This window comes from Cupriavidus campinensis (assembly GCF_905397395.1).
Classification (GTDB): Bacteria; Pseudomonadota; Gammaproteobacteria; order Burkholderiales; family Burkholderiaceae; genus Cupriavidus; species Cupriavidus campinensis.
In genome coordinates this window covers 47,422-62,939 of record NZ_CAJPVH010000031.1, presented here as the reverse complement: position 1 = coordinate 62,939, position 15,518 = coordinate 47,422, and the positions used below count along the sequence as shown (strand labels likewise).

10 protein-coding genes are annotated in these 15,518 nt (G+C 68.3%); 6 read left to right on the top strand and 4 right to left on the bottom strand.

Annotated features, from left to right (window positions below; all coding sequences use genetic code 11):
• The 4 genes from KHO18_RS17460 to KHO18_RS17445 all read left to right on the top strand — a co-directional run.
• On the top strand, nt 1-190 hold a 190-nt coding region (locus KHO18_RS17460), incomplete at its 5' end, for a hypothetical protein (RefSeq protein ID WP_211943634.1).
• Between the two features lie 24 nt (nt 191-214).
• The gene (locus tag KHO18_RS17455) at nt 215-3,403 is read left to right on the top strand and encodes an MdtB/MuxB family multidrug efflux RND transporter permease subunit (protein ID WP_244844880.1); all 3,189 of its coding nucleotides are present in this window, start codon (nt 215-217) and stop codon (nt 3,401-3,403) included.
• Entirely contained in the window at nt 3,403-6,717 is a 3,315-nt protein-coding gene (locus tag KHO18_RS17450) for an efflux RND transporter permease subunit (protein WP_144197306.1), read from the top strand. Before KHO18_RS17455 ends, KHO18_RS17450 begins: the two co-directional genes overlap by 1 nt.
• Before the next feature lie 5 nt (nt 6,718-6,722).
• Nucleotides 6,723-8,246 (top strand): efflux transporter outer membrane subunit, encoded by a 1,524-nt coding sequence (locus tag KHO18_RS17445; protein ID WP_211943633.1) that lies wholly within the window; start codon nt 6,723-6,725, stop codon nt 8,244-8,246.
• On the opposite strand, the gene KHO18_RS17440 is transcribed toward KHO18_RS17445, so the two are convergent.
• Nucleotides 8,243-9,853 carry a hypothetical protein gene (locus tag KHO18_RS17440; protein WP_211943632.1) on the bottom strand — a complete coding sequence of 537 codons (1,611 nt, stop codon included), beginning with the start codon at nt 9,851-9,853 and terminating at the stop codon, nt 8,243-8,245. The two genes, KHO18_RS17445 and KHO18_RS17440, sit on opposite strands and share 4 nt — an antisense overlap.
• Nucleotides 9,854-9,993: 140 nt before the next feature.
• Entirely contained in the window at nt 9,994-10,893 is a 900-nt protein-coding gene (locus KHO18_RS17435; protein WP_144197303.1) for a LysR family transcriptional regulator, read from the bottom strand.
• A 138-nt stretch (nt 10,894-11,031) separates the two neighbouring features.
• Between KHO18_RS17435 and KHO18_RS17430 the strand changes: the two genes are divergently transcribed.
• Together KHO18_RS17430 and dacB are read left to right on the top strand one after the other, a co-directional pair.
• Nucleotides 11,032-11,478, top strand: a complete 447-nt coding sequence (locus KHO18_RS17430) for a PACE efflux transporter (protein ID WP_092298000.1) — start codon at nt 11,032-11,034, stop codon at nt 11,476-11,478.
• Between the two features lie 101 nt (nt 11,479-11,579).
• Nucleotides 11,580-13,163, top strand: coding sequence for a D-alanyl-D-alanine carboxypeptidase/D-alanyl-D-alanine endopeptidase (gene dacB / locus KHO18_RS17425; protein WP_144197302.1), 1,584 nt, complete (start codon nt 11,580-11,582; stop codon nt 13,161-13,163).
• Between the two features lie 78 nt (nt 13,164-13,241).
• On the opposite strand, the gene KHO18_RS17420 is transcribed toward dacB, so the two are convergent.
• On the bottom strand, nt 13,242-14,231 hold the full coding sequence (locus KHO18_RS17420; protein ID WP_144197301.1) for an L-threonylcarbamoyladenylate synthase: 990 nt from the start codon (nt 14,229-14,231) through the stop codon (nt 13,242-13,244).
• A gap of 9 nt (nt 14,232-14,240) precedes the next feature.
• The gene (locus tag KHO18_RS17415) at nt 14,241-15,485 is read right to left on the bottom strand and encodes a 5-(carboxyamino)imidazole ribonucleotide synthase (RefSeq protein WP_144197300.1); all 1,245 of its coding nucleotides are present in this window, start codon (nt 15,483-15,485) and stop codon (nt 14,241-14,243) included.
• Nucleotides 15,486-15,518: the final 33 nt, after the last annotated feature.

The following is a 15,518-nucleotide window of genomic DNA, read 5'->3' as shown; positions in this document are numbered from 1 at the left end:
CGGCGGGGCCAGCGGCGCCAGCGGGGCACACGCCGGGGCCAGCGATGCCTCCGGAGCGGTTGGGGCGATGGGCGCCTCCGGCGCCGCAGCCGAGCGCCGGCGCCCCCGTGACGGCGACACCAACCCGAACCCGACCACCAACACGCCGGCCAACCCCACCGGCACCGTCGGCCAACGGCCGCAGCAGTAAGCACGGCGACGCACCCGAGACGGCATGAATCCCTCACGCATCTTTATCGAACGGCCGGTGGCCACGGCACTGCTGATGCTGGCCATCCTGCTGTCCGGGCTGGTGGCGTACCGGCTGCTGCCGCTGTCCGCGCTGCCGGAGGTGGATTACCCGACCATCCAGGTCACCACGCTCTACCCCGGCGCCAGCCCGGACGTGATGACCTCCTCGGTCACCGCGCCGCTGGAGCGCCAGTTCGGCCAGATGCCGGGGCTCAAGCAGATGTCGTCGTCGTCCTCGGGCGGTGCGTCGGTCATCACGCTCCAGTTCGAGCTGTCGCTGTCGCTGGACGTGGCCGAGCAGCAGGTGCAGGCCGCCATCAACGCGGGCGGCAACCTGCTGCCGTCTGACCTGCCCATGCCGCCGGTCTACAGCAAGGTCAACCCGGCCGATGCGCCGATCATGACGCTGGCGATGACCTCGGACACCCTGCCCCTGCCCAAGCTGCAGGACATGGTGGACACCCGCGTGGGCGCCAAGATCTCGCAGATCCAGGGCGTGGGGCTGGTCACCATCAGCGGCGGGCAGCGTCCCGCGGTGCGCATCCAGGCCAACCCTACCGCGCTGGCCGCGCTCGGCATGTCGATCGACGACCTGCGCACCGCCATCGGCAGCGCCAACGTGAACGGCGCCAAGGGCAGCTTCGACGGCCCCGCGCGCGCCTCCACCATCGACGCCAACGACCAGCTCCGCTCCGCCGACGAATACCGCCAGATCATCATCGGCTACCAGAACGGCGCGCCGATCCGCATCACCGACGTGGCCGACATCGTCGACGGCCCCGAGAACAGCCGGCTGGCCGCCTGGGCCAACAGCAAGCCCGCCATCGTGCTGAACATCCAGCGCCAGCCCGGCGCCAATGTGATCGAGGTGGTGGACCGCATCAAGACGCTGCTGCCGCAGTTGCAGGCGTCGCTGCCGGCCTCGGTGCACGTGCAGCTTCTGACCGACCGCACCACCACCATCCGCGCCTCGGTCAAGGATGTGCAGTTCGAGCTGCTGCTGGCCATCGCGCTGGTGGTGATGGTGATCTTCGTCTTCCTGCGCAACATCCCGGCCACCATCATCCCGGGCGTGGCGGTGCCGCTCTCGCTGGTGGGCACCTTCGGCGTGATGTACATGGCCGGTTTCTCGATCAACAACCTGACGCTGATGGCGCTGACCATCGCCACCGGCTTCGTGGTGGATGACGCCATCGTGATGATCGAGAACATCATGCGCTACATCGAGGAAGGCGATTCCCCGATGGCGGCGGCCCTCAAGGGGTCGAAGCAGATCGGCTTCACCATCATCTCGCTGACCTTCTCGCTGGTGGCCGTGCTGATCCCGCTGCTGTTCATGGGCGATGTGGTGGGCCGGCTGTTCCGCGAGTTCGCCATCACGCTGGCGGTGTCGATCCTGATCTCGGCCGTGGTGTCGCTGACGCTGACGCCGATGATGTGCGCGCGCCTGCTGCGCCACGTGCCCGAGGAGGAACTGCCGCGCTTCCACCGCGCCACGGGCCGCTTCTTCGACAACGTGATCCACCGTTACGGCCAGGCGCTGGAGTGGGTGCTGAACCGCCAGACCGCCACGCTGGTGGTGGCCGTGGCCACGCTGGTGCTGACCGGCCTGCTCTATATGCTGGTGCCGAAGGGCTTCTTCCCGGTGCAGGACACCGGGGTGATCCAGGCCATCACCGAAGCCTCGCAGACCACCTCGTTCGCGGCGATGGGCCGCAAGCAGGAGGCCGTGCAGAAGGTGATCATGCAGGACCCGGCCGTGGCCAGCGTCTCGTCGTTCATCGGCGTGGATGGCACGAACACCACGCTCAACGCCGGCCGCATGCTGATCAACCTCAAGCCCAAGGCCGACCGGGACAGCATGACGGTGGTCACCCAGCGGCTCCAGGACGCCGTGCAGCAGCTGGGCGGCGTCTCGCTCTACACCCAGCCGGTGCAGGACCTGACCATCGAGGACCGCGTCTCGCGCACGCAGTACCAGTTCACCGTGGAAGACCCGGACCCGGCCACGCTGGCCGAATGGGTGCCCAGGCTGGTGGAGCGGCTGCGCCAGGAACCCGAGCTGCGCGACGTGGCGAGCGACCAGCAGAACAACGGCCTGCGCGCCTATGTGGACATCGACCGCGATGCCGCCGCGCGTTTCGGCATCACCACCGCCGTGATCGACAGCGCACTCTATAGCGCGTTCGGCCAGCGGCTGGTATCGACCATCTTCACGCAGTCCAGCCAGTACCGCGTGGTGCTGGAGACCATGCCGCAGTTCCGCACCAGCCCGCAGTCGCTGGCCGAGCTGCGCCTGCCGTCGTCGTCGGGCGGGCAGGTGCCGCTGGGCGCCATCGCCCGCATCAGCGAGCGCACCGGCCAGCTGGTGGTCAACCACCAGGGCCAGTTCCCGGCCGCGACGGTCTCGTTCAACCTGGCCCCGGGCGAGTCCCTGGGCGCCGCGGTGGACAAGATCACGCAGATCGAAAAAGAGCTGAACCTGCCGATCTCGATGGTGACCGAGTTCCAGGGCGCCGCGCTGGCCTTCCGCGCCTCCCTCTCCAACACGCTGTGGCTGATCCTGGCCGCCGTCATCACGATGTACATCGTGCTGGGCGTGCTCTACGAGAGCACGATCCACCCGGTGACCATCCTCTCCACCCTGCCCTCGGCCGGCGTGGGGGCGCTACTGGCGCTGCTGGTCTCGGGGCAGGACATCGGCATCATTGCCATCATCGGCATCATCCTGCTGATCGGCATCGTCAAGAAGAACGCCATCATGATGATCGACTTCGCGCTCGAGGCCGAGCGCGAGGGCGGCATGACGCCGCGCGACGCCATCTTCCAGGCCTGCCTGCTGCGCTTCCGCCCGATCCTGATGACGACCATGGCCGCCCTGCTGGCCGCGCTGCCGATGATGCTGGGCACGGGCATCGGCTCCGAGCTGCGCCGGCCGCTTGGCGTGACGATGGTCGGCGGCCTGCTGGTCAGCCAGGTGCTCACGCTGTTCACCACGCCGGTAATCTACCTGGCGTTCGACCGCGTGGCGACGCGGCTCAAGGGGTGGCGCAAGCGCCGCTTTGGCGACCCTGACGAGGGTGGCGACGACGAGGACGGCGTGCATCGCCCGAATCCGCATCCGAACCCGAACCCGAACCCGAACGCAACCCCGCAGGAGCCGCACGCCTGATGAACCTGTCGGCCGCCTTCATCCAACGCCCGGTTGCCACCGCGCTGCTGACCATCGGCATCCTGCTGGCGGGCCTCGCGGCGTTCCGGCTGCTGCCGGTCTCGCCGCTGCCGCAGGTGGACTTTCCGACCATCTCGGTCTCGGCGTCGCTGCCCGGCGCCAGCCCCGAGACCATGGCGGCCACCGTGGCCACGCCGCTGGAACGCGCGCTGGGCACCATCGCCGGCGTGACCGAGATCACCTCCAGCAGCTCGCTGGGCTCCACGCGCGTGACGCTCCAGTTCGACCTCTCGCGCGACATCGACGGCGCCGCGCGGGACGTGCAGGCGGCCATCAACGCCTCGCGCGGCACGCTGCCGACCAGCCTGCCGAACAATCCGACCTATCGCAAGGTCAACCCGGCCGACGCGCCGATCATGATCATCGGGCTGACCTCGCCCACCATGACGCGCGGCCAGCTCTACGACGCCGCCTCCACCATCCTCTCCCAGAAGCTGTCGCAGGTGGAGGGCGTGGGCCAGGTGACGATTGGCGGCGCCTCGCTGCCGGCGGTGCGGGTGGAGCTGAACCCCACGGCGCTGAACAAGTACGGCATCTCGCTCGAGGACGTGCGCAACACGATCTCGGCCACCAACGCCAACCGCCCGCTCGGCGTGCTCGAGAACAACGTCAACAACTGGCAGGTCTACGCCAACGACCAGGCGATGACGGCCAAGGACTACATGCCGCTGATCGTGCGCTACGCCACGCCGGGCACGTTTTCGTCCGCCTCGGCCGGCGCGCTGATCGCCAGCACGGCCAACGCCACGGCCGGCGGCGGGGTGAGCACCAAGACCGTCAACGGGATCACCACCACCACCATCACCACCAGCAGCGGCACCACCACCGTCAGCTCGGGCGCCACGGGCGGCAACAGCGCTGCCGCCGGCCCCAACGCCTTCGCGGTGCCGATCCGCCTCCAGGACGTGGCCAGCGTGGTGGATTCCGTGCAGGACATCCGCAACGCCGGTTCGGCCAACGGCAAGCCGTCGGTGCTGCTGGTGCTGAACCGCTCGCCCGGCGCCAACATCATCGAGACCGTGGACCGCGTCAACGAGATGCTGCCGCAGCTGCGCAAGATGATCCCGGCCAGCATCTCGATGGACGTGATGATGGACCGCACGCCCACCATCCGCGCCTCCCTGCGCGAGGTGGAGCACACGCTGATGATCTCGGTGGCGCTGGTGATCATGGTGGTGTTCCTGTTCCTGCGCAACGTGCGCGCCACGCTGATCCCGAGCGTGGCCGTGCCGGTGTCGCTGGTCGGCACGTTCGCGGTGATGTACCTGTGCGGGTTCTCGCTCAACAACCTGTCGCTGATGGCGCTGACGATTGCCACCGGCTTCGTGGTCGATGACGCCATCGTGGTGCTGGAGAACATCTCGCGCCATATCGAGAACGGCATGAAGCCGCGTGCGGCCGCCCTGCGCGGTGCGCGCGAGGTGGGCTTCACGGTGCTGTCGATGAGCCTGTCGCTGATCGCCGTGTTCATCCCGCTGCTGATGATGGGCGGCATCGTGGGCCGGCTGTTCCAGGAGTTCGCCATCACGCTGTCGGTGGCCATCCTGGTCTCGCTGGTGGTGTCGCTGACCACTACCCCCATGATGTGCGCGCGGCTGCTGCGCCCCGTGGACGAGCAGAAGGCCAGCCAGGGCCGCTTCTACCAGGCCAGCGAGCGCGTGTTCAACTGGCTGCACGACCGCTACGCACGCTCGCTGGACCTGGCGCTGCGGCACGGCAAGCTGGTCTGGGTGATCCTGCTGGCCACCATGGCGCTGAACGTCTGGCTCTACGTGATCGTGCCAAAGGGCTTCTTCCCGCAGCAGGACACCGGCCGGCTGATCGGCTTCATCCGCGCGGATCAGGCCACCTCGTTCCAGGCCATGCGCGGCAAGCTCGACAACTTCATCAAGATCGTCCAGTCCGACCCGGCGGTGGTCAACGTCACCGGCTTCACCGGGGGCTCGCAGCGCAACACCGGCCAGATGTTCGTGACGCTGAAGCCGCTGAACGAGCGCAAGGAGTCCGCCGACGCCATCATCGCCCGGCTGCGCCTGAAGCTGGCCAAGGAGCCCGGCGCCAACCTCTACCTGCAATCGGTGCAGGACATCCGCGTGGGCGGCCGCCAGAGCAGTTCGCAGTACCAGTTCACCTTGCAGTCCGACGACCTGGAGACGCTGCGCACCTGGGAGCCCAAGGTGCGCGCGGCGATCTCGAACATCAAGGGGATCGAGGATGTGGATACCGATACCAACGACAAGGGCCTGCAGACCTCGGTGATCATCGACCGGGACACCGCCTCCAAGCTCGGCGTCACCGCCCAGCAGGTGGATGCCGTGCTCAACGACGCCTTCGGCCAGCGGCTGGTCTCGACGATCTACCACCCGCTGAACCAGTACCGCGTGGTGATGGAGCTGAGCCCGGAGTACCTCCAGGGGCCGCATGCGCTGCAGGACATCTACGTGGTCACCGGCAACGGCCGGCAGGTACCGCTCTCGGCCTTCGCGCGCGTCACGCCGACCAGCACGCCGCTCGGCGTGAACCACCAGGGCCAGTTCGCCGCCTCCACCATCTCGTTCAATCTGGCCGAGGGGTTCTCGCTGTCGGAGGCCACCGACGCCATCCGCGACGCGCTGGCCAGGATCGGCGCCCCCGAGACGCTCCAGGCCAACTTCCAGGGCGGCGCCAAGGCGTTCCAGGACTCGCTCAAGAGCCAGCCGTACCTGATCCTGGCCGCGCTGATCACCATCTACATCGTGCTCGGCATCCTGTACGAGAGCTACGTGCACCCGCTGACCATCCTGTCCACGCTGCCGTCGGCCGGGGTGGGCGCGCTGCTGGCGTTGCTGCTGTTCAAGACGGAGTTCAGCATCATCGCGCTGATCGGCGTGATCCTGCTGATCGGCATCGTCAAGAAGAACGCGATCATGATGATCGACTTCGCCATCGACGCCGAGCGCAATGAGGGCATGAGCCCGCGCGAGGCGATCTATCGCGCCTGCCTGCTGCGCTTCCGGCCGATCCTGATGACGACCATGGCCGCGCTGCTGGGCGCGGTGCCGCTGGCCATCGGCCGGGGCGACGGCGCCGAGCTGCGCGCGCCGCTGGGCATCTCGATTGTCGGCGGCCTGGTGGTGAGCCAGTTGCTGACGCTCTACACCACGCCCGTGGTCTACCTCACGCTCGACCGCTGGCGCCTGCGCGTGCAGGCCTGGCGCACCCGCCGCCAGCGCCACGGCCAACGCCCGGACGCCGCGCCGCGGCTGGAATCCTGACATCCATGATGAAGATGAACCGCCCTCTTTCGCTGCGAGGCGCCTCCGCCATCGCCCTCGCTTGCTTGGTCCTGGCCGGCTGCGCCGTCGGCCCCGACTACCAGCGCCCCGATGCGCCCGTCCCCAAGGCGTTCAAGGAGGCCAGCGAGGCCATGCCGGCCTGGACCGGCGACTGGAAGACTGCCGAGCCGCAGGACGCCACGGCGCGCGCCGACTGGTGGCGCGTGTTCGGCGACCCGGCGCTGGACGACCTGATGGCGCAGGTGCAGATCTCGAACCAGAACATCAAGGCGGCCGAGGCGCAGTACCGGCAGGCCACCGCCTCGCTGCAGGCCGCGCGCGCGGGCTTCTTCCCGGTGATCGGTGCGTCCGCCGGCCTCTCGCGCGGCGCCAGCAGCACCGGCGGCCGTATCACCAATGGCCAGAACGCCACGCTGTCCGCCAGTTGGGAGATCGACGTCTGGGGCCGCATCCGCCGTCAGGTGGAAAGCGCCCAGGCCGGCGCGCAGGCCAGCCAGGCCGACCTGGCCGCCACGCTGCTCTCCACGCAGGCCACGCTGGCGCAGAGCTACTTCCTGCTGCGCATTGCCGATTCGCAGCGCGCGCTGCTCGACCGCACCGTGGCCGACTACGAGAAGTCGCTGCTGCTGGTGCGCAACCAGTACCAGGCCGGCACGGCGCAGCGCTCAGACGTGCTGCAGTCGGAAACCCAGCTGAAGAGCGCGCAGGCGCAGCAGATCGACATCCAGATCACGCGCGCGCAGCTGGAACACGCCATCGCGGTGCTGGTTGGCAAGCCGCCGGCGGACCTGACCATGGCCGTGGTGGAAGTGGACGATGCGATTCCCAACGTGCCGGTGGCCGTGCCCTCCACGCTGCTGGAGCGCCGGCCCGATATCGCGGCGGCAGAGCGGCGCATGGCCTCGGCCAATGCCGATATCGGCGTGGCGCAGGCGGCGTACTACCCCACGCTGTCGCTGTCGGCCACGGGTGGGCTGACGGCGGGCACGCTGGCGCGCTGGCTGTCCTTGCCGGACCGCGTGTGGTCGGTGGGCGCCGGGCTGGCCGGCACCGTGTTCGACGGCGGCCTGCGCGGCGCGGCCAAGGCCCAGGCCGTGGCGGCCTACGACCAGACCGTGGCCAACTACCGCCAGACCGTGCTGGGCGCATTCCAGGAGGTGGAAGACAACCTCGCCGCCGCGCGGCTGCTGGGGCAGGAAGCCACCGTGCAGAACGATGCCCTGCGCTCCGCGCGCGAGGCGCTGGCGCTGGTCAACAACCGCTACAAGGCCGGTACGGCCGGGCTGCTCGATGTGCTGACCGCGCAGACCGCCGCCTATACGGCGGAACGCACGGCGCTGTCGATCACGGGCCGCCAGTACACGGCGGCCGTCACGCTGATCGCGGCGCTGGGCGGCGGCTGGCATGACCCGAGTGCCGAGGCGGCGCAGCCGCCGGTGTCCGCCCTCTCATCGACCCAATCGGCCCAATCGACCCGATCGACCGGATCGGCCCAATCGACTGACTAGCATTCCTGGTAGCCGGGCAGACGCGTCCATTCCTCTGCGTGAGAGATCCACCCCGGGTAAAACTGGCCGTAGGTGGTCTTGTTCAGCCTGAAGTACTCGCGCGCGCCGGTGCCGGGATTGTCGTAGGCATAGATGTCGCCAATGACGCCCCGGTTGTCAGGGGGTGCCCTCCAGGTGTTCGGCACCGGCTTGCGGCAGACGCGGATACTGGAAATGGTCGAGTTCATGCCAATACGATTCAGATCGACAGTGTCTGCGCGTCCGATAAGGAAACTGCAGCGTCCCTTGAATTCGAAGTGCTCGCACACTTGATATCGCTGACCGGCTGGCGCGTCGATCGAGGATGTCGCGTCATTCGCCGCGCCTTGCATGGTCGGCCATTCGCCCCCGGCCGGTACACAGTCCAGACGATCCTGAAAACCGTTACCGCGATACAGGCAGATTGGCACGGGATTCTTCGGCAGCCTGGGGTACACGGGCATCACGGTCACCTCGGACCACCAGCTCTTGTCGAAGCCGCTGAATACGGTGGAAGTGGAATAGCCATAGCTGCCCAGCGTGCGGGTCGTGTTCGATACCGGAATCTGCCCGCTCGTGCGCGCCCACCCCGTCAACACATCGCCGCCGCTGAACGATGTGTCAACCCACGTGTTCGCGCTTCCCCCCGCACGCAGGGCCACCGAGAACTTGTCGGCATGGCGAAAGCGGCTGCAATCCACCGTCAATGGGGATCCCGGCGTGATCACGCACGCCGCCGGCCCCGTGGTCGTTGCCGCATTGCGCTTGGTGTTCCTGGTCGTCCAGGGCACGAAGCGCTGGGTCCTGTCGCCGACAATCGGGTCGATCACCGTGACCTTCTTGTCGTTGATCGGCACCGAGAAGAACTCGCACTGCGCCGTACTGGCCCCGTCGACGGACCGCGCGCTGCGTTGCTGGGGAAAGCAGCCAAAGCACGCGGACACGTGCGAATAACGGAAGGAGGGCCGGAGAACGCGAATATTTCCCCGGGGTGGCCGGGCCACAAAGATCGCCTCGTTGCCCCGGGTGTTGGCGGCAATGTAGTTGGGATTCCTGCGCGATTCGACCTGCTCGATCTGGAGCGTCTGTGCGTTGCGCCGGTAGGCCACGACAGACTCGACCTGATTGGCTTGCACGCCATGAAAGGCCAGCCATTCTTCCTGATGCTGGAAGTGATTCGCGGTGGAGAGATAGCGCTGGTCGCCCGTGGCGCGGTACGCGGCGCGCAGCGACGCATCCGCGCTATAGAAGTTGCCGGCCGCGCGGATGCGGTACACATAGAACGTCGCCGCGGGATTCGTGATCAGCGCATACATCGCACGTTCGTAGGCAAAGGTCTCCGATGCCGAGGTGGGGACGAAGGCGGTATCCCCACGCGAGCAGGATCCGCCGTTCACGTGATCATAGAGATCGTCATTGGTGCCGGCGTTGGGAATGCCGTGGGCAAATACCTCGTCCGGACTCAGGGTAGCGGTGCCGCGATAGACAAAGCTGGGCGGCACCGCACCCGCCGGGCCCGCCATGCCCATCAGTAACACCATGGCCGCAAGCATGGCGGCGCGCGCATACGACAACACAGCGACTCGCATCGAAACCTCCCGACGTGGAAATGCTGTCGGTTATATACGGGCGGATGCCGTGCCGTATTTGCGATTTCACTCAATTGCGATATTTCTTGCGGACGGTCAGATCCATCCGATTTCGGCGTTTGCATTCGCGTGCAAATGTCCTATCGCGCCGGCGCCGCCGGCAACGGCTGCCGCCTCACGCGTTCGCGCAGCCACGTCGCGGCCTTGCCGAGCGACCGCTGCTTGTGCCAGACCAGTTCCATCGCCACGGGCCAGTCCTGGTCCTGGAAGGCCAGCCGGGGCGATACCAGCGTGGCCGCCGCCGGCGAACTCGCGGCGATGTGCCACGGCACGAAGGCCCAGCCCAGCCGCCGCTTGACCAGTTCGACAATCACCCACTGGCTCTCCACCCACCAGACCTCGGCCGCCACGCGCAGCCGCTTCTTCTCCTCGCTGTCGCTGCGCGTGGCCACCATCAGCTGGCGATGGCGCTTCAACTCCTCGAAATCGACCTGCGCATGGGCGGCCAGTGGATGGTCGGGCGCGCAGATCACCGGCATCGGCACCCAGCCCAGCGCGTGGAAGGCCAGCTCGGGCGGCAGCACCTCCTGCCGCCACATGATGCCGAGGTCCGCGCACTGGCTCATCACCAGCCGGCTGACGTCCTCCATCAGCGGGAACAGCAGCTCCAGCTCCACGGCGGGAAAGCGTTGCGAGAACTCGTCCAGCAGCACGCCGAGCACTTCTTCGGGGTACAGCTCGTCCACGGCCAGCGTCAGGCGCGACTCCACGCCCTCGCCCAGGCTCATCGCCACGCCCCGGAAATGCTCGCAGCGCTCCAGGATCACGCGTGCCTCCACCAGCAGGCGCTCGCCGGCCGGGGTCAGTACCGGGTAGCGCGCGGTGCGGTCGAACAGCGCGTTGCCGAGGTCGATCTCCAGGTTGGCCACCGCCGCGCTGATTACCGACTGCGCCTTGCCGAGCTTGCGCGCCGCGCCCGAGAACGAACCGCTCTCGGCGGCGGCCACGAAGGCTTGCAGCTGGTCCAGGGACAGGCTCATGGGGTACTCCTTCCGTCACATCGATGCTGGATCGGCGCCCGATTGGCATCAATCCATCTGTTTTGCCGATGGTATCCAACTTGTCCTAAGTTGTCCTGCCGATAGAATGGCCTCCATCGATCCCAAGGAGATCCCCTCATGCGCACCACCGGAGACCGCATCCGCCATACCGTCGGCTTCGAGCTGATCGGCCTGCTGGCCTTCGCGCCGCTGGCCAGCTGGGTGTTCGGCTTCGCCCTGCACCAGATGGGCCTGATTGGCGCGGTGGCATCGCTGATCGCCGCGGTCTGGAACTACGTCTACAACCTGATGTTCGACAAGGCGATGCTGCGCTTCCGGGGGCAGCTGCGGAAGACGCCGGCCATCCGCGTGCTTCACGCCATCCTGTTCGAAGGCGGGCTGCTGCTGGTCTTCCTGCCGTCCGTGGCGTGGTATCTCGACATCAGCCTGATCGATGCCTTCATCATGGACATCGCCGTGGCCGGCTTCTACATGGTCTACGCGCTGATCTACAACTGGGCCTACGATGCGATCTTTCCGATCCCGAACGCCACGCCGCGCGACTGCGCCGCCGACTGCCCCTGACCGAACCGAGCGTCGCTGAGACGCCAAGCCGACTTCACGGGTGAACTGGCACGTGAAGCGGCTGTTTTACGTCATCCAGCCGATGGCGGGCATGCGTTAACATGCTCGCCATGCCAAATCGTCCTGCCCTGCTTCGCCTTCCGCTGACGGCCGCCATCGCCGCCGCCGTGCTGCTCACCACCGGCATCGCCGGTGCCCAGGCCAAACCCGCCAAGCCCGCCAAGGCGGCGCAGGCCGTCAAAGCCACCGCCTCGAAATCCGCCTCGGTCCGCCGCGCGAGCGCCGACACCGTCGACCTGGCCGCCGCCCGCACCGGGCTACCGGCATCGGTCACGGCCGCGCTGCGCCGGGCCAACGTGCCGCTCTCTGCCGCCAGCTTCTACGTGGTCAAGGTCGGCGCACCGCAGGCCCGCGTGAGCTGGAACGCCGAGACGCCGATGAACCCGGCCTCGACCATGAAGGTGGTGACCACCTTCGCCGGCCTGCAGCTGCTGGGGCCGGACTACCGCTGGCTGACCTCGCTCTACGCCGATAGCGAGCCCACCGCCGACGGCACCGTCCGCGGCAACGTCTACCTGCGCGGGCGCGGCGATCCCAAGCTGGTGCCGGAGGAAATGGCCAAGCTGGTGGCCACGGCGCGCAACGCGGGCGCCACCACCATCGACGGCGACGTGGTGCTCGACCGCAGCTTCTTCGCGGATGCTGCCGAAGGCACTTATACGATCGACGGCGAATCCCAGCGCGCCTACAACGTCAATCCGGACGCGCTGCTGTACGCCTTCAAGACCCTGTCGTTCACGATCACCCCGGACGCCGCCGGCCGCACCGTGGACGTGGCGGTCACGCCCGCGCTGGCGCAGCTGCGCGTGGAGAACCGCCTGACCCTGACCAACGGCCGCTGCGGCGACTGGCGCTCGCGCGCCACGCCCAACATCGCCCCGCAGCCGGACGGCACCGTGGTGGCCACCTTCGAAGGCACCTATTCGGGCGACTGCGGCGAGCGTGTGGTCAATCTCGCCACGCTGTCGCACAGTGATTTCATCTGGGGTGGGTTCGTGGCCGAGTGGCAGGCGGCCGGCGGCCGCTTCGCGCACATGCCGGGCCTGCGTAGCGGCGCGGTGCCGCGTGGCGCGTTCCTGCTGTCGCGCCACTACGGCCAGCCGCTTGGCGACGTGGTGCGCGACATCAACAAGTTCTCGAACAACGTGATGGCGCGCCAGCTGTTCCTGACGATTGGCGCGGAGATGGACCGCAGCGGCCCGGCCAGCACGGCGCGTTCCGCGCAGGTGATCCGCCGCTGGCTGACGCGCCAGGGGCTGGACATGCCGGGGCTGGTGCTCGACAACGGCTCGGGACTCTCGCGCGAGGAGCGCATCAGCGCCTATGACATGGCCCGGCTGCTCCAGCAGGCACTGGCCAGCGACGTCGGCTATACCCTGGTCGATTCCCTGCCCATCCTCGGCGTGGACGGCACGCTGCGCAACCGGCTCACGCGCGCCCACGCGGCGGGCAACGCCTACCTGAAGACCGGCACGCTGGCCGATGTGCGCGCGCTGGCCGGCTATGTCGATGCGACGAACGGGAGCCGCTATGTGGTGGTGGCGTACATCAACCACCCCAACGCCTCCGCCGCGCAGGAAGCGCACGATGCGCTGATGGAATGGGTGTTTCGCGGAGCGCCTTGAGCGCCTTGAGCGCCTTGAGCGCCTTGAGCGCCTTGAGCGCCTGGTAGCGCCGGTAGGGCCAGGGCGGCCCTGGCGCAATCAGGCTTCGAATGCCGCCGCCGCGCGGCCCAGGCGGTCGCGTACCCCGTCCCAGTCGTGGGCGTCGGGGACTGGCTCGAACACGAGCCGGCTGAAACCTTCCTTGTCGAGCTTGCGCAGCAGGCCGTAGAGCGCCTGGGCATAGGCGTCCGGTGTGGCCGGGGCTGGCACGAATACGCAGCGCGGGTCGTCGCTGACCTGCGCCCCGCCGACCCAGGCGAGCCGGCCATCGGCCGGCAGCGTCGCCAGAAAACGCGGTAGTTGATCCGGCGAGGCCAGCGTCAGCGGCGTGCGCGGTGCGTAGTGGGCGCGCAGCGTGCCCGAGGCGCGCGGCGCGGCGGCGTCGGGGGCCAGCGGCATCGTGCCGAGCACGTCGGCCATCATCGCCGCCGTGATCGCGCCGGGGCGCAGCAGCACCGGCCCCACCTCGTCGATGCGCGACAGATCGACGATCGACGATTCAATGCCGATATCCACCCCATCGCCCTCCAGCACGTAGACCGTGCCCGCGAATTCGTCCCGCACATGCTCGGCCGTGGTCGGGCTGACCTGCCCGAACTTGTTGGCCGAAGGCGCGGCGATGCCGCCCCGGCCACGCCGGAAGCGCGACAGCAGCGCCTGCGCCACCGGGTGCGAGGGGCAGCGCAGCCCGAGGCTGTCCTGCCCGCCCGCCACCGCCGCCGGAATATGGGCGGCGCGCTTGAGAATGATCGTCAGCGGACCGGGCCAGAAGGCGTCGATCAGCTTCTGTGCCGCCTCCGGCACTTCCGCAGCCCAGTAGCCTACATCGGCGCCATCCACCACGTGGACGATCACCGGATGGTTCGACGGCCGGCCCTTGGCGGCGAAGATGCGCGCCACGGCCTCGGGGTTCTCGGCATCGGCGCCAAGCCCGTAGACCGTTTCCGTCGGAAAGGCGACGAGTTGGCCGGCCTCGAGCAGGCGGACGGCCTCATCCAGTTCGGCCGCCGTGGGCATGCGTGAAGACATCGACGACCCTCAGACCGGGATATGAAGCGCCTGCGCGGCGGCGTTGAACGCCGCATCGGCGGCAGCAGCCTGCTCGCCCACGCAGTTCACATGGCCCATCTTGCGCGACGGCCGCGCGTCGTTCTTGCCGTACAGATGCAGCTTGGCGCCCGGCTGGGCCACCACCGCGTCCCAGGCCGGCGTGCGCTCCAGGCCGAATTCGAACCAGACATCGCCCAGCAGGTTCAGCATCTTGCCGGCCGAATGCTGGCGCGTGCTGCCCAGCGGCAGGCGGGCCATGGCGCGCACCTGCTGCTCGAACTGGCTGGTCTCGCAGGCGTCCATGGTGATGTGGCCCGAGTTGTGCGGGCGCGGCGCCATTTCGTTGGCGACCAGCGTGCCATCGGTCAGCACGAAGAATTCGATGCAGAGCACGCCGACGTAGCCCATCTCCGTCGCCACGGTGGCGGCGGCGGCGCGGGCACGGTTGGCGATGTCGTCAGACACGCTCGACGAAGGCATGGTGGTCGAGAACAGGATGCCGTCCCGATGGACGTTCTCGGCCAGCGGCCAGGTGGCGGTACTGCCGTCGGCGGCGCGGGCGGCCAGCACGGACACCTCGTAGGCCAGCGGCAGCATCTGCTCCAGCACGCACGGCACGTGCTGCATGGCGCGCCACGCGGCGCGCACGTCCTCGCGCGTCTTCACGCGGGCCTGGCCCTTGCCGTCGTAGCCCATGCGCGCGGTCTTGAGGATGCCCGGCAGCACGTTGTCCGGAATCTGGTCGACATCGGCATCGTGCTGGATCACCCAGTGCGGGGCCGGCGGCACGCCGGTGCGCTCGGCGCACGAGGCAAAGAACTTCTTCTCGCCGATGCGGTTCTGGGCGATCGACACGCAATAGCCGCGCGGCGCCACGAACGCGCCCAGCTGCTCCAGGCGGTCCAGCGACAGCGACGGCACGTTCTCGAACTCGGTGCTCACGGCCTCGCAAAGCTGGCCCATCTCGGCCAGCGCGGCCTCATCGGTATAGACCGCGCAGATATGCCGGTCCGCCACGGCGCCGGCCGGGCTGTCCTGATCCGGGTCCAGCACGCAGACGCGGTAGCCCATGGCCTGCGCCGCATGGGTGAACATGCGGCCGAGCTGGCCGCCGCCGAGCATGCCGAGCCAGGCACCGGGCAGGATCGGCGCGGTCGGGTTGTCCACGCCGAACTCGGCGCGCGACTCCGGCGTGTGGGCTTCGGACAGGTGGGGATGGATATCGGTCGGCATGCGGATCGGTTCCGGCGGCTTGCTTATATATAG